Source organism: Actinoplanes utahensis, from assembly GCF_016862455.1.
Taxonomy (GTDB): domain Bacteria; phylum Actinomycetota; class Actinomycetes; order Mycobacteriales; family Micromonosporaceae; genus Actinoplanes; species Actinoplanes utahensis.
The window spans coordinates 1-21,192 of sequence record NZ_BOMZ01000051.1 but is presented as its reverse complement, the minus strand read 5'-3'; the positions used below and the strand labels follow the sequence as shown (position 1 = coordinate 21,192).

Here is a 21,192-nt window from a genome sequence, read left to right as displayed (position 1 = left end):
ACGTTAGCCCGCGGGCCGGTGATCCCGGTCACCAACGGGACGACCGTCCGCTTCCGGTGACGCCCTTCGTGGGCGGGCGGCCAGCAGGAGGATCAGCCCGAGCGCGCTGAGCACCAGGTTGATGGTGAAGGCGAGGCGGAATCCGTACTGCTGGGAGACGCCGAAGAGCGGCGCCGCGACGATCTGCCCGATCGGGAACGTGTTGGTGAACAACGTGGTCGCCCGCCCCGGCGCCTGCGGCATCAGATCCTGCACATAGGAGATGCCGAGACCGGACGTCGCGGCGATGAAGAGGGCGTTGAGGATCTGCGCGGCGGCGAGCGTCCACACCGAGGAGGCGGTCGCGGCCACGGCCTGATAGACGACCGCGCAGACGGCGCCGCCCAGCAGGATCCGGCGTACCGGGATCCGGGTGGAGAGCACGCCGAAGCCGATCATCAGCGGGATCTCCAGGGCGGCGCAGAGTCCGAAGATGAGACCGGCGTCGCGGGCCGATCCGTTCAGCTCCGCCGTGATGAACAGCGGCATCACCTGGCCGCCGAGGACCATCGTGGTCTGCAACAGGACGAAACCGATGATGATCGGTACGAGGATCCGTGGCGCCCGTGCCTTGACCGCTCTCCCACCGTCCCGCGGTGCGGCCGGGCCCTCCGCCGCCGAGCCTTCGACCTCGGGCAGGAAACGGGCCGCGACCAGGGCGGCGAGTAGATAGAGGAGTGCGGCCGCGCCGTAGACGTACCGGAAGTCGCCGACGTCGAGCAGCAACGCGGCCAGCGACGGGCCACCGACCCAGGCGACCGAGAAGACGGTGCGCAGGACGCTGATCCCGAGGGCGGCCCGGGCCGGATCGTCGCGTTGCAGCACCTGACGGGCGTACGCGAAGGATTGTGGATAGAGCGACCCGGCGACCGCCATGGCCGTCGCGGTGACCGCCAGCAGGATCCAGTAGTCCCTGATCACGGCGGTGAGCCCGCTGGCGGCGAAGCCGGCCAGCGCCGCGGTCACGAGCAGCGTGTGCCGGATCGGCCATCGGTCGGAGATCCGGCCGATCACCGACGACATCGCCACCCCGGAGGTGGAGGCGATCACCAGGAACACGGTGACCTGGACCGGGTCCGCGTGAACGGCGGTGTTGAGGAACAGGCCGAGGAACGGGCCGACCACCGCGGTGGCGACTCCCGAGGTGAGGAAGACGATGCCGAGGGGGAGAAGGCGGCGGATCAGATCACGGGACACCCTCACTCCTCGTACGTTACGGAGGCTCGCCTCGGCGCGCTAAAGTTGAGCGCGCTACGCTCAAGTCTGCCTTCGCTCGAGTTAGTTGAGTTGGCTTCAGGGGAGCTCATGAACACCGAACGCTTGACCACGAAGAGCCGCGAAGTGATCACCTCCGCGGTCGCCGACGCGGGCCGCCGCGGGCACGCCACCGTCGAGCCGTGGCACATGCTGCAGGCGCTGCTCGACACCGGTGGTTCGACAGCCACCGCGTTGCTGCGCGCGGTCGGCGCCAATCCGGTGGAGATCCGCCGTGCCGCTGTCCGGGCGATCGAGCAGCTGCCGTCCGCGCGCGGCGCGAGCACCGTCGAGCCCAGCCTCTCGCGTGAGTTCGTCAACGCGATCGGCTCCGCCGACCTGATCGCGAAACCGCTCGGCGACGAGTATGTGTCGACCGAGCACCTGCTCGCCGGCCTCGCCCGGGTGGGCGGCGCGGTGTCCGCGGTGCTCAAGGACGCCGGCGCCACCGAGGAGGCGCTGGTCGGCGCGTTCCCGCAGGTCCGTGGCGGGGAGCGCCGGGTCACCAACGCCGATCCCGAGCAGACCTACAAGGCGCTGGAGAAATACAGCGTCGACCTGACCGCGCTGGCCCGGGACGGCAAGATCGACCCGGTGATCGGCCGGGACGCCGAGATCCGGCGGGTGGTGCAGGTGCTCTCCCGCCGGACCAAGAACAACCCGGTGCTGATCGGGGAGCCGGGCGTCGGCAAGACCGCGATCGTCGAGGGCCTGGCCCAGCGGATCGTGGCCGGTGACGTGCCCGAGACGCTGCGCGACAAGAAACTGGTCTCGCTCGACCTCGGCGCGATGGTCGCCGGCGCACAGTACCGGGGCCAGTTCGAGGAGCGGCTGAAGAGCGTCCTCGAGGAGATCCGCGGTTCCAACGGGCAGGTCGTCACCTTCCTCGACGAGCTGCACACGGTCGTCGGCGCCGGCAAGGGCGAGGGCTCGATGGACGCCGGCAACATGCTCAAGCCGATGCTGGCCCGCGGTGAGCTGCGCATGGTCGGCGCCACCACCCTCGACGAGTACCGCGAGCACATCGAGAAGGATCCCGCCCTGGAGCGGCGCTTCCAGCCCGTGGTGGTCGGCGAGCCGACCGTCGAGGACACCATCGGCATCCTGCGCGGCCTCAAGGGGCGCTATGAGGCGCACCACCGGGTGCAGATCACCGACGCCGCCCTGGTCGCCGCCGCCAGCCTGTCGGATCGCTACATCAGCGACCGCTTCCTGCCGGACAAGGCGATCGACCTGATCGACGAGGCCGCCTCCCGGCTGCGCATGGAGATCGACTCCCGCCCGGTCGAGCTGGACCAGTTGCAGCGCCAGGTCGACCGGATGCGGGTGGAGCGCCTCGCCCTGGAGAAAGAGACCGATCCCGCCTCGGTGGCACGGCTGGAGCGGCTGGTCGCCGACCTCGCCGACCGCGAGGAGGAGCTCACCGCCCTGACCGCCCGCTGGGAGCGCGAGCGCGGCGGGCTGAACCGGGTGGGTGAGCTGAAGAAGCAGCTCGACGAGGCGCGGGCGGCGCAGGAGCGGGCCCAGCGGGACGGCGAGCTGCTCGAGGCCTCCCGCCTGCTCTACGAGGTGATCCCCACCCTGGAGAAGGAGATCCAGGCCGCCGCCGACTCGGAGGAGACCAGCGAGCCGCCGATGGTCAAGGAGGAGGTCGGCGCCGACGACATCGCCGAGGTCGTCTCGTCGTGGACCGGCATCCCGGCCGGCCGGATGCTGGAGGGCGAGACCGCCAAGCTGCTGCGCATGGAGGAATCGCTCGCGGCCAAGGTGATCGGCCAGCGGGAGGCGGTCGCGGCGGTGTCCGGCGCGGTCCGCCGGGCGCGGGCCGGCATCGCCGACCCGGACCGGCCGACGGGCAGCTTCCTCTTCCTCGGCCCGACCGGCGTCGGCAAGACCGAGCTGGTGAAGGCGCTGGCCGGCTTCCTCTTCGACGACGAGCGGGCGATGGTCCGCATCGACATGAGTGAGTACGGCGAGAAGCACTCGGTGGCCCGGCTGGTCGGCGCCCCGCCCGGGTACGTCGGCTATGAGGAGGGCGGCCAGCTCACCGAGGCGGTGCGCCGCCGGCCGTACAGCGTGGTGCTGCTGGACGAGGTGGAGAAAGCCCACCCCGACGTGTTCGATCTGCTGCTGCAGGTGCTCGACGACGGCCGGCTCACCGACGGCCAGGGCCGCACCGTCGACTTCCGTAACGCGATCCTGGTGCTCACGTCGAACCTGGGCTCGGCGAACTCGGATTTCACGATGAGCGACGAGGAGCGCCACGACGAGGTGCTGGCCGCGGTCCGGGCGCATTTCAAGCCCGAGTTCCTGAACCGGCTGGACGACATCGTGGTCTTCCACGCCCTCACCAAGGAGGACCTGACCGCGATCGTCGACATCCAGCTCGGCCGGCTCCGTGGCCGGCTCGCCGAGCGCCGTCTCGGTTTCGAGGTGCGGCCCGCCGCGGTGGCCTGGCTCGGCGAGCACGGGTACGACCCGATCTACGGCGCCCGGCCGCTGCGGCGGCTGGTCCAGTCCTCGATCGGTGACCTGCTGGCCAAGGCGCTGCTGGCCGGCGACATCCGGGACGGCGACACCGTGGTGGTCGACGTGGGCGAGACGAAGGACGGTCTCTCGGTCCGCCGCGGCTGACCGGCCGGCATGAGAGGAGGCCCCGGGGATGTCCCCGGGGCCTCTCTTCTATCTGTCCGCCTCCCGCTGCCGGTAGGCCTGTGTCATCAGTACGTCCGTGATGGCGTGCTCGCCGTCCGCGGACCAGATCCGGATCCCGTCGCGATGAAGCTGATACCGGACGTCTTTGAATCGCGTCCGGGTGTCGTCATGGTGAACGATGTCCAGGGTGTCGGCGTGGGGCATGGGACTCACCGGTCCTTGTCAGGTCTGGGGCGGCCGCGGTGTGGTCACGCGGCATGCGCAATCGGAATGGCGCCGTCAGCCGGTCTGCCTCGGCCCCGGGGGTGTGTGCGCGGGGCGGGCGACTCGTGCGGGCACGGCGTGCCCCCGGAGCGTGTTGCTTCCAGGTGGACGCCACGGCATCGAAGTCTAGGGGGCGCTGTCGAGGCGTGTCGCCACCCGATGGAGGGACGGTTTGCGATCGTTTGGGGCCATCGCTGCCCGATGTTGCCACACGGTTGCGAAGGGTGAGGCTCGGTCGCGGGATATGGCGCTCGACGGATACCGTGAATTGATCTATAGGAGGCCCTCGTGACCGTACCGCCATATCAGGTGCCGAATCCGGCGCCTGGCCGCCCGGTGACCGTGACCATCTCGTCCCTGCTCCTCTATCTGGTCGCGGCCATGCAGCTGGGGGTCGCGGCCCTGTCCGTGTCGATGATCGGCCCGATGACCGATGCCTACGAGACGGTCTTCGACGACCTCCAGGGCGCCGGCGATGTGGCCTCCGTATTCCGGTTCGTGCTGGTCGCCGCGGCGGTCGTCTATGCGCTGATCGCGATCGGGCTGGTCGTCCTGGCGATCTTCAACAACATGGGGAAGAACGGGTCCCGGGTCACCACCTGGGTCTTCGCCGGCCTGGGTGTCTGCTGCAACACGCTGTCGCTGGGCGGATCGGCGGCCGGCACGCTGGCCAGCGGCGCCGCCGACACGGGATACCAGCAGGCGCAGGTCGAGCGGCAGATGGAGGCCGCGCTTCCGGGGTGGTACGAGGCGGTCGGCTACCTGACCACCGGCGTGACCGTGCTGGGCCTGCTCGGTGTGATCGTCCTGCTCGCGCTGCCGGCCTCGAACGCGTACTTCCGCAAGCCGGTGGGCTGGAACCCGGCGATGCCCTACCCGGCGTACCCGGGATACCCGGCGCAGTCCGGCTATCCGGCTCAGCCCGGCCAGCCCGCGCAGCCCGGTTACCCCGCGCCGCCCTCCTACCCGGCCCAGCCCGGTTACCCGCAGCCGCAGCAGCCCTCCTACCCGGCCGCGTCCTACCCGGCTGCGGCCTATCCGCCGCCGCCCACGTCGGCGCCGCCCGCGCAGAGCCACTTCGGTTCGCCCGAGCAGTACGGTCAACCCGGACAGCCCGCTCCGGGCCTGCCGCCGTACCCCGGGCAGGAGCAGCCGACGCCACAGCCCGGCACCGACCCGTGGGCGGCACCCCCGCCCGTCTCGTCGCCGCCGTCAGCGTCGCCTTCGCCTTCGCCTTCGCCTTCACCGGAACCCCCGGCATCGGGTGGGAACTCCGACGACCCGCCGCAGCGGCCCGCCGGCTCTGACTGATCTCTTCCGGACCGGTTCATCCCTCGCGGGGTGGACCGGTCCGGCCACTTCCCGCCCCGGTACGCGATAGGTTCTTGCCAGCCGAACCCGCGGGAGCCCATCGATGTCGTACGCCGCACCGTCGCCGCCTGCCGTCGCGTCCCCGTCCGGCGGCCGTCCCACCGCCGTCACGATGGCGGCCGTCGTGCTCTGGACGATGGCGGTGGCCGGGCTGACATATGCCGTCGGCGTGGTCGCGGTGACCCCCGGTGTGGTCGGCCGTTTCCGGGACGCCGCACCCAGCTCCGCCTCGGCGGACAATTTCGTCACGGTGATCTGGCTGGTCGCCGCCCTCTCCCTGGCGCTCGGGCTGATCTTCCTGGCGCTCCTCGTGGTCCTCGGCGCCGGGCTGCGCCGGGGCAGCCGTCTGGCCCGCGCGATCGCCCTGGGCGTCTGCGGGCTGGGTCTCGTGGCCGGGTGTGCCACGCTGGTGGTCCTCGGCGTGCAGCGGGCCGGGGAGGCCGCGCCGGGCACCCTGAGCGAGGCGCTGAACGACGCGTACCCGTCCGGCTGGATCGTGTTGAACGTCTCGGTGGCGGCGGCCCAGGTGGTTGCGTACTTCTTGGTGGGGGCGCTGCTGCTGGCCGCTCCCCGGGAGTTCTTCGGTGGAAAGCCGGCGGGCCAATTCGTGACACCCGCTACACCGTCCGAGTGGGCTGTCCCACAAACGAAGCCTTTTGTTACTGGCGGGTCCGAACCCGATCAGTTCTCGGATCTGCCCGCGCTGTCGAAGTCGGCGCCGAAGCAGGAAGACGAGTACTGGTCACGACCGGCCGAGTGAGCGGTTCCGTATCGACGACTGTGGGTCACTCGAACGGGTACCGTCCGTTTATGTCGTTGTCACTCGATCGGCTGTCCGGATAGATCCAGATGGGCCGTACGGTGGGTGTTCTCGCCCGTACGGGCAAACGTGTTTTGCCGGTTTCACAGCCTCTTCACAGCGCGGCCACCAGGTGGTCCTGAGGTGCGCGCGGGTAGCCTTCCGTCGTTACCTGCTTTGAGCAGCGTCTATGGTCTAGGGAAGGGCTGAGTGCGGCCGAAAAATCTGTAAACAGTCTTTACAGAGCGAGGCTAAGCTGTGCGTCAATAGTTCCGTTCCGGCCTGCCGGGGTGAAAGATTCCGGTTTCCCTACAGCCAGTACGCTCGATGTCATGAGTGCACGGCACGACCTGGGTAAATTCATCACTGAATTGTCCGTCGCGCAGCGTGGTGTCGTGCTTTCATCGGGTCGTGGGGTGGGTGGCGAACTGATGATCGCGCAGTGTGGCGTGATGGTCTCGACGCGTTCCGTGTCGAAGTCGTCGTCGGAGATCGGTGGGGCGAGATTCGATGAATTGACAATGTGGCCGCGCTCACTCCCCGGTGCGGGGATCGAGACCTCGACACGGATGGGTAGCGACCAGATGGCGGCTGAGGCGTTGCAGGAGGCAGAGACCGAAGTCGTCATCGCACGAACGGAGGACCGGGCGAGGGTGTCCGGTAGTCCGACCCGGCGATCGATGTCGGCCTTACGGCCTGAAAGTTAGCCGGTTCGTTCCTGCGGACATGCAGGAGAATCGATGCAGTTGGTGGAAGGATGGAGATCGTGGGAACTGCGTTGGCGGAAATGACGATGCCTCAGATCTCGCCGCTTGCCGGCGAGCCTATTGAACGCGCTGACGCTGAGCGCCTGGCGGGAGTGCTGAAGGCGCTCGCCGACCCGGCCCGGCTACGGCTGCTGAGCCTCATTCAGTCCGCGACTGATGGTGAGGCGTGCGTCTGCGACCTGACGGCCCCCCTGGGCCTTTCGCAGCCGACCGTGAGCCACCACCTGCGGATTCTGACCGAAGCGGGTCTGCTGGAGCGGGAGAAGCGGGGTGTGTGGGCGTACTACCGGCTGGTGCCGACCGCTATCGCCACCATCGCCGACCTGCTGACCCCGCCGCGGAAGCGGGCCACCAAGAAGGCCCGCTGAGACCTGGGTGAAGCGGGCCACCGAGAAGGCCCGCTGAGATCTGGGTGAAGCGGCTTCGGTAAAGCGGCAAAGCCTGGCGTCATTGACTATGGGGGCGTGACGCCAGGCCGAGGACCCCGGCCCCGCGACGGCCGGCGGACCTGAGGAGGAACGGGTGAACTACGTCCCCGGTGACCTGCGTGACCAGCTCGCACATGTGGGTTACGACGTGGTGCAGGCGGGCCTTGTGTGTGGATCGGGCGGTAATCTGTCCGCCCGCATTCCGGACGAGGACGCCATCTGGGTGACCGCGAGCGGATCATGGCTGGACCGGCTCAGCCGGAACAGTTTCGCCCCGGTGCGGATCTCCGACGGGGGCAACGCCTACGTCGGTGGCCTGCCGGCGTCACAGATCGAGCCGACCAGCGAGTTGGCCTTACATCTCGCCCTCTACCGGGCCCGGCCGGACGTCAACGCGGTGGTGCACCTCCACCCGCAGACGGCGCTCCTGCTGGACGCCTTGGGCGAGCACATCCGGATCGTGACCACCGACCACGCCTATTACCTGCGGCGGGTGTCCACCGTGCCGTTCCGGCTGCCCGGCACCACCGAGCTGGCGGCGCTGACCGCGGCGATGGCTGCCGACGGCACCGACTGTCTGGTGCTCAGCCAGCACGGCTGTGTGGTGATGGGTGACTCCGTCGAGCTGGCCCACAAGCGGGCCCGCAACCTGGAGGAGGCCGCCTCGCTCACCTACCGGGCGCTGACGGCCGGCCGTCTGGAGAACCTGCGGGAGTGCCCGGAGGAGTTCCTGGAGCGCCTGTCCGGCTCCGCGGCTGTCACGGTCTGAACGAGACCACAGAAAAGGCCGGCCCATCGGGCCGGCCTTTCGTGTCTGTCTAACGGTTGTTGTCGTAACCCTGCGAGGGCCCGTACTGCTGCGGCGGGAACTGCTCCTGCTGCGGCGGATAGTTCTGCGGGGCCGGGTAGTAGCCCTGCTGCGGGTAGGCGGGCTGCTGCGGGTCCGAGTACTGCTGCGGGTCCGAGTGCTGCTGCGCCTGGTACTGGGGCTGCTGGGCCTGGTACTGGTCGTACTGCTGCGGGGGGTGCTGGTCGAAGTGCTCGTGGTACTCCTCGCGGGCGGCGTCGGCCAGACCGGCCACGCTCGCGGCGGCGACCACACCGATCGCGGCGGCCGGCTCCGGACCCTGGTGCAGGCCGTTCTTCTTGGCCTTGCGCTCGCGGAGGATCTCGATGCCGATCGGCAGCACCGAGATCAGCACGATCAGGACGACCACCGGCAGGATGTAGCGGTCGATCTTGTCCCCGATGGCGTTGTAGATCTGCTCGGCCAGCAGGTAACCGATCAGGATGATGCCGTCGGTCCAGAGGATCGCGCCGACCACGTTCCACAGGAAGAACTGCTTGGCCGGCATGCCCAGGGTGCCGGCCACCGGGTTCAGGAACGTCCGGACGATCGGGATGAAGCGGGCCAGCACCACGGCCTTGGCCGGACCGAACTTCTCGAAGTAGTACTCCGCCTTCTCGACGTACTCCTTCTTGAAGAGCTTCGACTCCGGCTTGTCGAACATCCGGCGCCCGTATTTCGCGCCGAGCCAGTGCCCGAGCTGCGCGCCGATGATCGCGCACAGCGGGGCGCCGATCAGCAGACCCACGATGGAGAGCTGGGCGCCCTCCCCGAAGATCGAGTTGGCGACCTCGGAGGCCGCCACGCCCGCCAGGAACAGCAGCGAGTCACCCGGGAAGAAGAAGCCGACCAGCAGGCCGGTCTCCGCGAAGAGGATGGCCAGGACGCCCGGCAGCCCGAAGGCGCTGAGCAGGTCCTTCGGGTCCATCGGGTTCAGAGCTAGCTGCTCCGTGAGCGCATGGATGTCCACGAGGAGCCAGGGTACCGGCCCGCGCGGGGCCGGTACCTGTATGAATCCTGTGCGATGCGAGCCGTGACGCGGTGGTCACAGACGGGGGTCGACGGGCTCCGATTCGGCGGCCAGGATCGCGAAGACCAATTCGTGCACCCGCCACGACGGCGCGCCCTCGGCCAGCCGGTCCAGCGCCGCCAGGCCCAGCCCGTGCTCGCGCAGCGCCAGCGCCCGTTTCCGGCCCAGGTTGCGCTGACGCAGACGGTCCAACTGCTCCGGGCGGGTGTACTCGGGACCGTAGATGATCCGCAGGTACTCCCGGCCGCGGCATTTCACGCCGGGCTGCACGAGACGGCCCTTCTCGCCGGTCACCGCCAGGCCGGCCCACGGCTTGACCACCATGCCCTCGCCGCCGGCGCCGGTCAGCGTCAGCCACCACTCGGTCGCGGCGGCCTCCGATGCCGGATCGGCCAGGTCCACGATCATCCGCCGGGTCGGCGTGAAGATCTCCGGGTCGGCCGCGACCAGCCGGTCGGCCAGAGCGAGGTGCCAGTCGTGGTTCTTTTTCGCGTACGAGACGCCGGCCCCGGCCAGGAACGCGAACGGCGCCAGCGTCACCCCGCTGAGCCCGTCGGTCGGCTTCACGTACGCCCGGTACGCCGCCGAGTACCCGTCGATCTCCGCGGACCGCAGCTCCAGCCGATCCCGCAGCCCGGCGACGTCGAGCCCACGCCCGGCCGCCTGCTCCAGCAGCGACAGCGCAACCGGCAGCGCGGCCCGGCCGGCCGCCCCCACCCGGGCGTAGTGGTCCCGGATCAGGCCACCCGCCTTGGCCGACCACGGCAGCAGCTCGGCGTCGATGAGCAGCCAGTCGGTCTCCAGCTCGGCGAAGATCGGCGCGGCCGCGGCACGGACCCGGGCGAGCAGCGCCTCGTCCAGGTCGGGGCCGAAGAACGGGCGGCCGGTCCGGGTCCAGATCGCGTCACCGGCACCGGTCACCGAGACCCGGACCACGGCGCGGGAACCCATGTGCTTCTCCTCGCACACCACCCGGTCCACCCCGGCGGCCCGCAGGTCGGCGAAGGCGGACGACGGATGCTCCAGGAAGCCGTCGACGGTCGAGCTGGTGCACGGGGCCATCGTGGGCGGAAGCCAGACCAGGGTCTCCGGGTCGACGGCGAACCGGCCCATCACCTCCAGGGCGGCGGCGTTCTCGGCGGGGACGGTCGTCGTGCCGTACCCGAAATCGATGTGACGCCGCCCGATGACATCCGCAAGGTCCAGGCCCTGCTCGGGCTTCTCGGGAGCCGCGAAGATCGGGCGCACCGGGGCGTAGTACTCCTTCGCCGCCGGCACCGCGACGATCTCGCGGGACGGCCAGCGCAGCGCGGTGAGCCGGCCGCCGAAGACGCAGCCGGTGTCCAGGCAGATGGTGTTGTTGATCCACTCCGGGGTGGGGGTGGGCACGTGGCCGTAGACGACGGCGGCGGACCCGCGGTACTCCCGCGCCCACGGGTAGCGGACCGGCAGCCCGTACTCGTCGGTCTCGCCGGTGGTCTCGCCGTAGAGCGCGAAGCTACGCACCCGGCCGGACGCCCGCCCGTGATAGGCCTCCTTGAGCCCGGCGTGCGCCACCACGAGCTTGCCGTCGTCGAGGACGTAGTGACTGACCAGGCCCTCGATGAAGGTCCGCACCTCGGCCACGAACGTGTCGTCCTCGGCGGCCAGCTGCTCCAGGGTCTCCGGCAGCCCGTGGGTGAGCTGCACGTTGCGCCCGTTCAGCTTGCGGGCCAGCTTCTGTTCGTGGTTGCCCGGCACACAGATCGCGTGCCCGGCCGCGACCATGCCCATCACCAGGCGCAGCACGCCCGGCGAGTCCGGCCCGCGGTCCACCAGGTCGCCGACGAAGACGGCCTTCCGGGCGTCCGGGTGCACGGCGTCCACCGGCCGACCCGCCTCGTCGCGGATCAGGTCCCAGCCGAGCTCGATCAGCAGCGCCTCGAGCTCGGCGCGGCAGCCGTGCACGTCGCCGATGATGTCGAACGGCCCGTGCTCGTCCTTACGGTCGTTGAACAGCTTCTCGTAGCGGATCTCGGCCGCCGCGATCTCATCCACGCCACGCAGCACGTGGATCTTGCGGAAGCCCTCCTTGGCCAGTTGGTTCAGGGAACGTCGCAGGTCACGGCTCATCCGGGTGAGGACCCGGCGATCGAAGGTACGGTCCTCGCGTGCCTGCGTGCGCTCCCAGGCCAGAGCCTCCGGCACGTCGAGCACGATCGCCACCGGCAGCACGTCGTGCTCGCGGGCCACCTTGACCAGCCCGGCCCGGGCGTGCGCCTGGAGGTTCGTCGCGTCGACCACGGTCAGCCGGCCCGCCGTGAGCCGCTTGCCGGCCACGTAGTGCAGCGTCTCGAAGGCGTCGGCGGAGGCGGACTGGTCGTTCTCGTCGTCGGCGATCAGGCCGCGGAAGAAGTCCGAGGAGAGCACCTGGGTGGGCTTGAAGTGGGCACGGGCGAACGTGGACTTGCCGGAACCGGAGATGCCGACCAGGGCCACGAGCGACAGCTCGGGAACGTCGATGATCATGCGGTCACCTCCTTCGTTTCCTTCTTCTCGGTCGTGAACAGGGCGAGCTGGGTCGGGGCGCCGGTCGTCTCGTGATCCTCGCCGACACCACGGATCGTGACGGTGTAGCCGTAGGTGGCCGCGACGCGCTCGGCCCAGGCGGCGAACTCGGCCCGGGTCCACTCGAACCGATGATCCGAGTGCCGCATCCCGGTGAGGCCCTCGTAGTGCACGTTGTACTCGACGTTCGGCGTGGTCACGATCACGGCGCCGGGCTGCGCGTGCCCGAAGACGGCGGCCTCCAGCGCGGGCAGCCGGGGCAGGTCGACGTGCTCGATCACCTCCATCAGCACCGCGGCGTCGAACCCGCGCAGCCGGTCGTCACGGTAGGTGAGCGCGGTCTGGATCAGCTTGATCCGGTCCTTCTGCCGCTCGGGCAGCCGGTCCAGTTTCAGCTTGCGGGCCGCCATCTCCAGCGTGCGGGTGGCCACGTCGGCGCCGACGATCTCGGTGAAGCTGCGGTCCTTGAGCAGCGCGGACAGCAGAGCCCCGGGACCGCAGCCCAGGTCCAGCACCCGGGACGCGTTCACCTCGGCCAGGGCGGCCAGGACGGCGTCGCGGCGCTGCTCGGCCAGCGGGGCGCGGCGGGCCACCGGCAGCTCCGCCTCCTCCTCGGTGACCGGCTGGTCCGCCTCCAGCAGTTGCAGGGCGGTGGTCGCCAGCGACCGCCGATGGGCCAGGTAGCGGCGGGCGATCAGCACCTTCTCCGGGTGCGCGGCGAGCCAGCCCTCACCGGAGCGCAGCAGCTTCTCGATCTCGTCCGGGGCGACCCAGTAGTGCTTCCCGTCGTCGAGGACCGGGAGCAGCACGTAGAGGTGGTTGAGCGCGTCGGCGAGCCGGATGTCGCCGGTCAGCAGCAGATCCACGTACCGGCTGTCGCCGCCGATCTCCGGCTCGAACGGGATCGGGGTGGCCGTCACCGTCCAGCCGAGCGGCGTGAACAGGCGGGAGACCAGGTCCGGGGTGCCGCGCAGCACGGGCACCCGGATCTCCAGCGGAATCGGCACGGCGGCCAGTTCGGGACGGTCCTTGGAGGCGCCGCGCAGGGCGGTCCGGAAGACCCGCGCCATCGCGCTGGCCAGCAGGCTCGACGCGGCGTACGGGCGGTCGTTCACGTACTGGCTCAGCTCGAAGGCGTCCTTCTGCGCCCGGAGCATCTGCGGGTCCACGTCCAGCAGCAGGGCGGCGGTGCACCGGTCCGCGCCGTTCTCGGGATAGAGAACGTACGCGGTGCCGGTGGGCACGCTGAAGGAGTGCACCCGGTCGGGGTGTTTGACCAGCAGATAACCCAGGTCCGTGGCGGGCCGGTGGGTGGTCGTCAGAGTGAGCAGCACACGCCGATCCTGTCAGCGCCGTGCGAATCCAGCGATCGATTTGTGCCGCGTGCCGCACTGACTCCGGCTGAGGGCCGTCAGCGGTAATCGTCGTCGAAGTCGACGGTCCGGTTGTCCTCCTGACCGTCCCACTCGCCGGTGCCGCCTGCCCGCGGCTCGTCGCCGGCGTCGTCCTGCCAGCCGGGGACCGCGACGATCGCCTGCTCAGCCGCATCGACCTCGGGCGTCTCCAGATCACGCTCGGCCATCGGGTGTGTCATCCTCCGGCTCCCTCCGTCTCTCGGCTGTTCCTCGTCCATGGTGCGACTTCCCCCGGCAGGATGCCGCACAAACAGCTATCCGCCCGGTTTGTGGCCGCCGGGCGATGCGGATTTCGGGGCAGTTTCCGTTACGCACCGCGACTGCGGAATACTTCCTGCTGGAGGACAGCGCGGTCCTGCCCTCTGCTGCCGTGAAAAATGAGCAAGGAGCGCATCCGATGCCTATCGCTTCTCCCGAGGTCTACGCCGAGATGATCGATCGCGCCAAGGCCGGCGCGTTCGCCTACCCGGCGATCAATGTGACGTCCTCGCAGACCCTCAACGCGGCCCTCCAGGGCTTCGCTGAGGCCGGCAGCGACGGCATCATCCAGATCTCCACCGGCGGTGCCGAGTACGTGTCCGGCCCCACCATCAAGGACAAGGTCGTCGGCGCCGTGGCGCTGGCCGAGTTCGCCCACCACGTTGCCAAGAAGTACTCGATCAACGTGGCGCTGCACACCGACCACTGCCCGAAGAACCACCTCGACGGCTTCGTCCGCCCGCTGATCGACATCTCCGCGGAGCGGGTCGCCAAGGGCCAGGCGCCGCTGTTCCAGTCGCACATGTGGGACGGGTCGGCCGTGCCGCTGGAGGAGAACCTCCAGATCGCCGAGGAGCTGCTCGCCAAGACCGCCGCCGCCAAGATCATCCTGGAGATCGAGGTCGGCGTCGTCGGTGGCGAGGAGGACGGCGTCTCCGCCGCGATCGACGACAAGCTGTACTCGACCGTCGAGGACGGCCTGGCCACCGCCGCCGCCCTGGGCCTGGGTGAGAAGGGCCGCTACCTGACCGCCCTCACCTTCGGCAACGTGCACGGCGTCTACAAGCCGGGCAACGTCAAGCTGCGCCCGGAGATCCTCAAGGAGATCCAGGACGCGATCGGCGCCAAGTACGGCAAGGAGAAGCCGCTCGACCTGGTCTTCCACGGCGGCTCCGGCTCGCTGCTGTCGGAGATCCACGGCGCGCTGGACTACGGCGTGGTGAAGATGAACATCGACACCGACACGCAGTACGCGTTCTCCCGCCCGGTCGCCGACCACTTCTTCAAGAACTACGACGGTGTTCTGAAGATCGACGGCGAGGTCGGCAACAAGAAGGCCTACGACCCGCGCGCCTGGGGCAAGCTCGCCGAGAACGGTCTCGCCAAGCGGGTCGTCGAGGCCGCGCAGCACCTCCGCTCGGCCGGCACCTCGCTCGGCAAGTAATCACCGCGTTCCACCGGCGACGGCCGGTCCCCTTCGTGGGGACCGGCCGTCGTTGTCTTGCAGGGTTACGGAGAGACACGGGTAACATCGACCCGTCAAGATCGGCGAGGCGGTGATCGTGCTCGGAATCGAGGGCTGGAAACCCGAGTGGCATCACGATGCCGAAGCCCTCGCCGCGGCCCATCGACACTCGTTCGTCCGGCTCATCGGCCGCCGGCTGCGATCGAGCCACCTCATGTGGGACGTCGCCCAGCGTGGCTGGTTCGCTGACGGCCCGGTGATCCTCGACTTCGGACTCAGTCGTGTGGAGATCACGCACCGTAAATTCGACGAGTGTGCGATCACCTTCGACCAGATCGACATGACGGTGCCCGTCGACTGGTACGAGCATTTCGACTGGCGGTCCGACCCGCACGCCGCGCTGCGTAAAGCCCGGGGCCGCCCACTCCGCGCGGTCAACATCATCGAGCGGACCACCTCGGCCGACTGGCGGCCCCGGGTACTGCATGCCGTGGAGTTCCTCTTCGACGGCGCACGGCTGGCCGTTTACAACGCGATGGACGAGAACGGCCTCACCGACGTCCCCGAGGGGGACCTGCCCGCGGCGCACTGGCGCCGCGTGCACGTCGCCTAGTCGCCTAGCGGTCAGTCGCCACCGCCCCCGCCACCGCCACCACCGCTGTCGCCACCCGACGAGCCGCCGCTGTCGCTGCCGCCGCCCCACCAGCCGCCACCACCGCCGTCGTTGCTGTCGCTCGACGAGGACTCCCAGTGCGTGCCACCGCCGCCGCTGCTGTGGTGATGACGGCTTGACGAGCCGCTGTAGCCGTACCGGCCCTGCCGGTAGGCGGACTTGGTGTTGTGGCTGATCACCTTGACGACCAGCACCACGGCGAAGACCACGATCAGCAGACCGAGGATCACCGGCAGGAACAGCAACGCATCCATGGCAGCAGTGTGCGGTAGCCGCGCCACTACCGCGAGAGCGCTGCGACAGCCTCGTCCAGGGAGTCGGTCACCACGACCAGATGGGACTGGTCGCCATGGGGCGAACGGGCCAGCAGCGGCCCCAGCAGGTCCACCACCGGCAGTTTCGACCAGTGCTCGGTGCCGAGGAACACATAGGCCCCGGACGGGCCGTCGGTGGCGTAGAACGTCTTCGTCGCCGCCTGGAAGATCTCCTGCACCGTCCCGGCCCAGCCCGGCGCGAAGACGATGCCGCCCCGGGCCAGCCGCAGGATCGAATCCTCCCGGACGGCGTTGGAGAAGTACTTGCCGATCTGACCGGCGAACAGGTTGGCCGGCTCGTGACCGTACAGCCAGGTGGGCAGCGCCAGGCCGCCGTGCTGAAGCTGACCGGCCACGTCCAGGTCGGGCAGCGGATAGATCTTGCGGACCGAGAGGGCCGCAGCCGTGTACGGGTCGTGATCCATGAACTGCGGCGCCACCGACAGATGATCGATCGCGGTCTCCAGCTCACGCTCGCCGCGGGAGGCGAAGTACGCGCCGAGGTTGGCCGCCTCCATCACACCCGGGCCACCGCCGGTCACGATCAGACGACCCGCCCCGGCCAGCCGCTGAGCCAGCGAGGCGGCCATCCGGTACGGCCCCGAACCGCGCGGGGCCGCGTGGCCGCCCATGATCCCGATCGCCCCGCCGGTGCCGTGCGCGTGCGCCCACTCGTTGAGCGCCTTGCCGAGCGCGTTGTCGATCCCGGCGTCGTGCAGACGCTGGGACAGCGCCTCCCGAATGTCCGGGACCGCGCCGCCGTGCGCCACGAAATGCTGGTAAACCACGGTGTCGAACATGCCGGCGAAGCCGTTCTCGGCGAACCCGGCCGCCAGATCCTCAGGCGTGTAGAGCAGCGCCGGATGGGTCGGATAGGGCCGCTCGTCGAACGGCGGGATGATGTGCGCCCCGCGCCGGATCAGGTCGGCCTCCACCTCCGGCCCGGCCAGGTGACAGCCGACGAACAGGGTGCCCCGCACGTCCACCACGGACAGGTCGGGCGGATCCCGGTCCAGGCGCAGGCCCAGGACACAGAGCCCGGCCAGGGTGTTCTTGGCCAGGTGCACGTCCAGTTCGGCTCGGGTCTCGATCTCTTCGGCGGTCGCGTCGAACGGCGCGTCCCCGCCCAGGACTGGTTGCAGCGGATCGGGCATGCCGTCCATCTTGCGCCCGCCGCGCACCTCGTTGACGGACTACCTAAGGTTGTTCCATGCGTGCTGCGTCGGGTTCACTTTTCGGGCTGGCCTACGGGGACTCCCTCGGGAAACCGACCGAGTTCCAGGACTATCCGGCGATCGTGGCCCGATACGGGCCAGGCGGCCCCCGGGTGCTCACCGGCGAGCCGGCGCTGGTGACCGACGACACCCAGATGGCCCTGGCCGTCGGCGAGGCGCTGATCGAGGTCGGCCCGCACCTCACCCCGGACGCGTTCGAGCCCGTGCTGCGGCGCCGTTTCCTGGAATGGGCGGCCAGCCCCGAGAACGACCGGGCCCCCGGCATGACCTGCCTGCGCGCCTGCGGAAACCTGGCCGACGGCCGGCCGTGGGTGCGTGCCACCCAGGCCGACTCGAAAGGCTGCGGCGCCAACATGCGGGTCACCCCGGTCGGCCTGGTGCCCGGCCTGACCGAGGACCAGCGGGCCGGCGCCGCCCAGTTGCAGGCCGCCCTCACCCACGGCCACCCGACCGGCCTGGCCGCCAGCGAACTCACCGCCTGGGCCGTGCTCTGGCTCCGCGACGGCCTCGCGCCACGCGACCTGCTGGCCGCGCTCCGGAACCGCTGCGCCGAACAACGCAAGATCTACCGAGGCGACTGGCTCGGCGAGCTGTGGCAGCGCCCGACGGTGTCCTCGCCGGAGGACTTCATCGCCCGCGGCTGGGACGAGTGCGCCGCCGCACTGGACCGGGTCGCGACCGCCCTGGCCGCCGGCCGGTTCGACGGCGACCCGTGCCTCGCCACCGGCGCCGGCTGGATCGCCGAGGAGGCGCTGGCCACCGCCCTCTACGTCTACCTGATCTCCCCGGACGAGCCGGTCACGGTCCTCGGCCGCGGCGCCGCCTCCTCCGGCGACTCCGACTCCATCGCCTGCCTGGCAGGAGCCTTCGCGGGCGCGGCCCTCGGCCTGGCAGCCTGGCCGGTCGACTGGCAGACCCAGATCGAGTACGCCGACCGCCTCTTCCGCCTCGGCACCACCTGGGACTGACCACTTCCGGTCGCGGCCCGTCAGCTTTCCAAGGGACTGCTGAACACTTCCGGTCCGCGACGGCTTCTCTCCAACCCTTCTCCGGTACGGCCCACGCACAGCGCCGTGCCTCGCGGCAGCTACGCCAGGCGTTCCCTCACGACCGCCCCCGGGTGCCACTCATGCATGCCCGTCCCAGCCACCCCGCCTTTCGGCCGTCCCGTCTTCCGGCCGTCCCGTCTCCCGGCCGTCCCGCCTTTCGGCCGTCCCGCCTTTCGGCCGTCCCGTCTCCCGGCCGTCCCGTCTCCCGGCCGTCCCGTCTCCCGGCCCTTCCGTCTCCCGGCCCTCCCGCGTCACGGCCGTCCTGCGTCTCCGCCGTCCCGCCCAGCGGCCCGTCACAGCCGCCTTGGCAGCGATCTTGTGAGGTTGTGGCCGGGGCGTGGGCGAAAGGTCACAAGATCGCGAGGAGAGCGAGGAGAGCGGGGACGCGAGGCAGGACGACTCCGTGGAACTGAGGGTTGAGGCGTTGTTCATGTGGCGAAACGCCGTCAAGGCGGAATGAACGACGGCGGGCCGGGTTGAATGTGGGCATGCAGAACCTCCTTCCCGAGCCGCCGGCCACCCGACTGCCCGCTGACGCCGAAGCCGACAAGGCTCTCGCCGAGGCCGCCGCTGCGGGCACCGACCAGGCGTTCAAGGCGGTCGCCGCCCAGTACCCCGCTTACAGCGCCGCGTGGGCGCCGCTGGCCGCCGCCGCCCTCGAAGCCGGCGAGACCGTCACCGCCTACGCCTACGCCCGTACCGGATACCACCGCGGTCTGGACGCTCTCCGCCGCAACGGCTGGAAGGGCCACGGCCCGGTGCCTTGGGCGCACGAGGCCAACCAGGGCTTCCTCCGCTGCCTGCACGTGCTGTCCCAGGCCGCCGCGGCGATCGGCGAGGCGGACGAGGCGGCCCGCTGCGCCCAGTTCCTGCGCGACAGCGACCCGGCCGCCGCCGACGCCCTGACCTGACCTGACCTGACCCACGGTCCGCCCGAGCCGGGCCGTCCGGTTCGTGGCCGACCCGAGCTGGGCCAGCCCGGTTCGTGGTCGTCCTGGCTTGCGGTCGGCCTGGTTGGTGGTCGTCCTGGCTTGCGGTCGGCCTGGTTGGGGGTCGGCCTGGCTTGCGGCGGACCCCGTTCGTGGCCGGTCCGGTTCGCAGCTGACCCGATTCGTGGTCGGCCCGACCCGCCATTGGTCTGATTCGCCGTCGGTCTGACTCGTGGGTGTGGCGCGCTCAGGTGTGTGGGTTTCGGGTTCGTATAGCGTCCGAAATCGCCACACCTGCTCGGCCGGTGTGGCGCTTCTTTGGCCGGTGCGGCATTTTTCAGCCGGTGCGGGGCAGGGGCGGGTGTGGCGCGTTGTCGCTCGGGCCGGTCTGAGGTGAGCCCTGTCGGTGGGTCGTGCTCGAGCACGACCCACCGACAGGGGCCTGGTGATTGCTACAGGCCTTCGGCGACTGCGGCGGCGATCTTGAGCCAGGCCTCTTTCGTCTTGTTGGAGAGTTCGCCGTAGCGGATCGGCTCGCCGGAGTCGAGCAGCCGCTCGTAGGGGGCGACCAGCACGGCCCGGGTGCGGGCCCGGAAGTGCTGCTCGATCCACTGCAGGTCGATGTCCTTGCGAGTCGGCGGCATGGTGACGATGGTCACTGCCTGGCGAACCAGTCGGCGGCGACCGCTCTGTTCCAGGTGGTCGAGGGCGCGGGCGGCGGGCTCGGCCGAGTCGTTACGCGCCGACATGGTGATCACCAGTTGGTCGGTGGCGTCCATGGCGGCCTGCCAGTTCTCCGCGCGGACGTTGTTACCGGTGTCGACGAAGATCAGCTTGTAGAACCGGCTCACCACGTCCCGGATCTCGGCGAACGCGTCCGAGGTCAGCATCTCGCCGGCCGTCGCGGACTCGTCCGAGGCGAGGACGTCGAACATGCCCTCACCCTGGGAGCGGACGTACTGCGACAGGTCACCGACGCGACCCTGCGCACCCTGGAAGAGATGTAGGTCACGCATCATGTCGCGGACCGTACGGGCGTGGAAGTCCTGCTGGGCACGCATGCCCAGGGTGCCCTGGGTCTCGTTGTTGTCCCAGGCCAGGACGTACCCACCGCGCTTCTGCCCGAAGGTCATCGCGAGCAGCAGCACGGCGACCGTCTTGCCGGCACCGCCCTTGGGGTTGACCACGGTGACCTGACGCAGGCCGCCGAAGTTCCGGCGGACCGTCTCGACGTCCTTCTTGTACTCCAGCTCGTCCTGCCCGGGAGCCAGGTTGAGCAGGCCGAACGTGGTCTTCCGGAGCATCGCCCGGGTGCCCATGGTGGCGCTCTGCTGGGACGGACGGGCCAGGCGGCGACGAGCGAACTCCTCCGCCGTCGGGGTGGCGTCCGCGAGCATGTTGAGTTCCTGGAACGGGTCCGCCTCAGCCGAGGGCACCGGTGGGAACGGCGGCGGGCCCGGCTGCGGACCGGGCTGGTTCGGACCGGGCGGCGGGCCGGGCTGGTTCGGGGCGGGCGGGAAGTCCCAGGGCATCTGCTGCCGGGGAGTCTCGACGGCAGGTCCGAAGCCGCCGTCACCGGTCTGGTCGTCCGGCGTCGGCTGGGGCGACGTGGTGGGCACCGGCCCCGGTCCGGGCCCCGGTCCGGGCACCGGTCCCGGCATGGGTCCGGGACCCGGTTGCGGTCCAGGCACCGGCCCGGGACCCGGCTGCGGTACGGGCGCCGGCCCGGGACCCGGCGGTCCGGGCGCAGGGTGCGGCGCCGGCATGTTGTGCTGGGCGTACGGCGGCCCGGGCGGAAAGGGCATCGGACCCGGCTGCGGCATGGGCCCCGGAGGACCGGGCTGCGGCGCCGGCCCGGGGTAGGACGGCAACGGCCCGGGCTGTGGCGGGCGGATCGCCATGCCTCCGTTGGGCCCCGGCTGCGGCCCCGGCGAATAGATGGGGCCCGGCGCGGGCGACAGGGGCTGGACCACGCCGTGCCGGAGGTCGGTCGGCGCCGGCGCGGGCGGTCGCGGCTGCTCGCCCTCGCGCCGGAGATCGGCAGGCAGCGGCCCCGGCACGGGCGGCACCAGAGGCGCGGGCGGTCCCGGAAGGGACGGCGCCGGCGGCTGGACGACACCGTGCCGGAGGTC

Annotated in this window: 18 protein-coding genes; 10 read left to right on the top strand and 8 right to left on the bottom strand. The window is 70.3% G+C overall.

Going from position 1 to position 21,192, the window contains the following annotated elements; all coding sequences use genetic code 11:
- Positions 1-3 precede the first annotated feature (3 nt).
- A complete protein-coding gene (locus Aut01nite_RS19370; protein ID WP_043525727.1) occupies positions 4-1,236 on the bottom strand; it encodes a sugar efflux transporter in 1,233 nt (410 codons plus the stop codon).
- Between the two features lie 108 nt (positions 1,237-1,344).
- Here Aut01nite_RS19370 and clpB point away from each other — a divergent pair, with 108 nt between their 5' ends.
- The 6 genes from clpB (at position 1,345) to Aut01nite_RS19340 (ending at position 8,346) form a co-directional block, all read left to right on the top strand.
- Positions 1,345-3,927, top strand: coding sequence for an ATP-dependent chaperone ClpB (gene clpB, locus Aut01nite_RS19365; RefSeq protein WP_043525726.1), 2,583 nt, complete (start codon positions 1,345-1,347; stop codon positions 3,925-3,927).
- A gap of 573 nt (positions 3,928-4,500) precedes the next feature.
- Positions 4,501-5,523, top strand: coding sequence for a hypothetical protein (locus Aut01nite_RS19360; protein ID WP_152628746.1), 1,023 nt, complete (start codon positions 4,501-4,503; stop codon positions 5,521-5,523).
- A 103-nt stretch (positions 5,524-5,626) separates the two neighbouring features.
- Positions 5,627-6,343, top strand: coding sequence for a hypothetical protein (locus Aut01nite_RS19355; protein WP_052163819.1), 717 nt, complete (start codon positions 5,627-5,629; stop codon positions 6,341-6,343).
- A gap of 371 nt (positions 6,344-6,714) precedes the next feature.
- A complete protein-coding gene (locus tag Aut01nite_RS19350; RefSeq protein WP_152628745.1) occupies positions 6,715-7,089 on the top strand; it encodes a hypothetical protein in 375 nt (124 codons plus the stop codon).
- A 50-nt stretch (positions 7,090-7,139) separates the two neighbouring features.
- Complete coding sequence (locus Aut01nite_RS19345; protein WP_014440216.1) at positions 7,140-7,517, top strand: ArsR/SmtB family transcription factor; 378 nt, start codon at positions 7,140-7,142, stop codon at positions 7,515-7,517.
- A gap of 154 nt (positions 7,518-7,671) precedes the next feature.
- On the top strand, positions 7,672-8,346 hold the full coding sequence (locus Aut01nite_RS19340) for a class II aldolase/adducin family protein (protein WP_043525724.1): 675 nt from the start codon (positions 7,672-7,674) through the stop codon (positions 8,344-8,346).
- A 49-nt stretch (positions 8,347-8,395) separates the two neighbouring features.
- Here Aut01nite_RS19340 and Aut01nite_RS44340 read toward each other — a convergent pair whose 3' ends face one another.
- The 4 genes from Aut01nite_RS44340 to Aut01nite_RS19320 form a co-directional block, all read right to left on the bottom strand.
- Positions 8,396-9,394 carry a DedA family protein gene (locus tag Aut01nite_RS44340; RefSeq protein WP_268871710.1) on the bottom strand — a complete coding sequence of 333 codons (999 nt, stop codon included), beginning with the start codon at positions 9,392-9,394 and terminating at the stop codon, positions 8,396-8,398.
- 75 nt (positions 9,395-9,469) lie between these two features.
- Complete coding sequence (locus tag Aut01nite_RS19330) at positions 9,470-11,962, bottom strand: polynucleotide kinase-phosphatase (protein WP_204037589.1); 2,493 nt, start codon at positions 11,960-11,962, stop codon at positions 9,470-9,472.
- Positions 11,959-13,335, bottom strand: coding sequence for a 3' terminal RNA ribose 2'-O-methyltransferase Hen1 (locus Aut01nite_RS19325; protein WP_043525722.1), 1,377 nt, complete (start codon positions 13,333-13,335; stop codon positions 11,959-11,961). Before Aut01nite_RS19325 ends, Aut01nite_RS19330 begins: the two co-directional genes overlap by 4 nt.
- A gap of 77 nt (positions 13,336-13,412) precedes the next feature.
- On the bottom strand, positions 13,413-13,595 hold the full coding sequence (locus Aut01nite_RS19320) for a hypothetical protein (RefSeq protein ID WP_043525721.1): 183 nt from the start codon (positions 13,593-13,595) through the stop codon (positions 13,413-13,415).
- Between the two features lie 218 nt (positions 13,596-13,813).
- On the opposite strand from Aut01nite_RS19320, the gene fbaA reads away from it, so the two are divergent.
- Both fbaA and Aut01nite_RS19310 read left to right on the top strand, forming a co-directional pair.
- Entirely contained in the window at positions 13,814-14,839 is a 1,026-nt protein-coding gene (gene fbaA / locus Aut01nite_RS19315) for a class II fructose-bisphosphate aldolase (RefSeq protein ID WP_043525720.1), read from the top strand.
- A gap of 112 nt (positions 14,840-14,951) precedes the next feature.
- Positions 14,952-15,473 carry a hypothetical protein gene (locus Aut01nite_RS19310; protein WP_236642737.1) on the top strand — a complete coding sequence of 174 codons (522 nt, stop codon included), beginning with the start codon at positions 14,952-14,954 and terminating at the stop codon, positions 15,471-15,473.
- 11 nt (positions 15,474-15,484) lie between these two features.
- On the opposite strand, the gene Aut01nite_RS19305 is transcribed toward Aut01nite_RS19310, so the two are convergent.
- Both Aut01nite_RS19305 and Aut01nite_RS19300 read right to left on the bottom strand, forming a co-directional pair.
- Positions 15,485-15,787: a hypothetical protein gene (locus Aut01nite_RS19305; RefSeq protein ID WP_063958782.1), complete on the bottom strand. Its 303-nt coding sequence runs from the start codon at positions 15,785-15,787 to the stop codon at positions 15,485-15,487.
- 26 nt (positions 15,788-15,813) lie between these two features.
- Entirely contained in the window at positions 15,814-17,001 is a 1,188-nt protein-coding gene (locus tag Aut01nite_RS19300; RefSeq protein ID WP_043525851.1) for an LOG family protein, read from the bottom strand.
- 56 nt (positions 17,002-17,057) lie between these two features.
- Here Aut01nite_RS19300 and Aut01nite_RS19295 point away from each other — a divergent pair, with 56 nt between their 5' ends.
- Together Aut01nite_RS19295 and Aut01nite_RS19290 are read left to right on the top strand one after the other, a co-directional pair.
- Positions 17,058-18,050 (top strand): ADP-ribosylglycohydrolase family protein, encoded by a 993-nt coding sequence (locus Aut01nite_RS19295; protein ID WP_043525719.1) that lies wholly within the window; start codon positions 17,058-17,060, stop codon positions 18,048-18,050.
- A gap of 569 nt (positions 18,051-18,619) precedes the next feature.
- Complete coding sequence (locus Aut01nite_RS19290; protein ID WP_043525849.1) at positions 18,620-19,042, top strand: DUF3151 domain-containing protein; 423 nt, start codon at positions 18,620-18,622, stop codon at positions 19,040-19,042.
- A 470-nt stretch (positions 19,043-19,512) separates the two neighbouring features.
- On the opposite strand, the gene Aut01nite_RS44855 is transcribed toward Aut01nite_RS19290, so the two are convergent.
- Entirely contained in the window at positions 19,513-21,120 is a 1,608-nt protein-coding gene (locus Aut01nite_RS44855) for a MinD/ParA family ATP-binding protein (RefSeq protein WP_444978821.1), read from the bottom strand.
- Positions 21,121-21,192 lie beyond the last annotated feature (72 nt).

Bases quoted from the DNA above. Each gene is read 5' to 3' on its own strand.
- Aut01nite_RS19295 (WP_043525719.1), top strand. From the start codon at position 17,058: ATGCGTGCTGCGTCGGGTTCACTTTTCGGGCTGGCCTACGGGGACTCC.
- Aut01nite_RS19330 (WP_204037589.1), bottom strand. From the start codon at position 11,962: ATGATCATCGACGTTCCCGAGCTGTCGCTCGTGGCCCTGGTCGGCATC.
- Aut01nite_RS19350 (WP_152628745.1), top strand. From the start codon at position 6,715: ATGAGTGCACGGCACGACCTGGGTAAATTCATCACTGAATTGTCCGTC.
- Aut01nite_RS19320 (WP_043525721.1), bottom strand. From the start codon at position 13,595: ATGACACACCCGATGGCCGAGCGTGATCTGGAGACGCCCGAGGTCGAT.
- Aut01nite_RS19305 (WP_063958782.1), bottom strand. From the start codon at position 15,787: ATGGATGCGTTGCTGTTCCTGCCGGTGATCCTCGGTCTGCTGATCGTG.
- Aut01nite_RS19355 (WP_052163819.1), top strand. From the start codon at position 5,627: ATGTCGTACGCCGCACCGTCGCCGCCTGCCGTCGCGTCCCCGTCCGGC.
- Aut01nite_RS19300 (WP_043525851.1), bottom strand. From the start codon at position 17,001: ATGCCCGATCCGCTGCAACCAGTCCTGGGCGGGGACGCGCCGTTCGAC.
- Aut01nite_RS19345 (WP_014440216.1), top strand. From the start codon at position 7,140: ATGGAGATCGTGGGAACTGCGTTGGCGGAAATGACGATGCCTCAGATC.
- clpB (WP_043525726.1), top strand. From the start codon at position 1,345: ATGAACACCGAACGCTTGACCACGAAGAGCCGCGAAGTGATCACCTCC.
- fbaA (WP_043525720.1), top strand. From the start codon at position 13,814: ATGCCTATCGCTTCTCCCGAGGTCTACGCCGAGATGATCGATCGCGCC.
- Aut01nite_RS19290 (WP_043525849.1), top strand. From the start codon at position 18,620: ATGCAGAACCTCCTTCCCGAGCCGCCGGCCACCCGACTGCCCGCTGAC.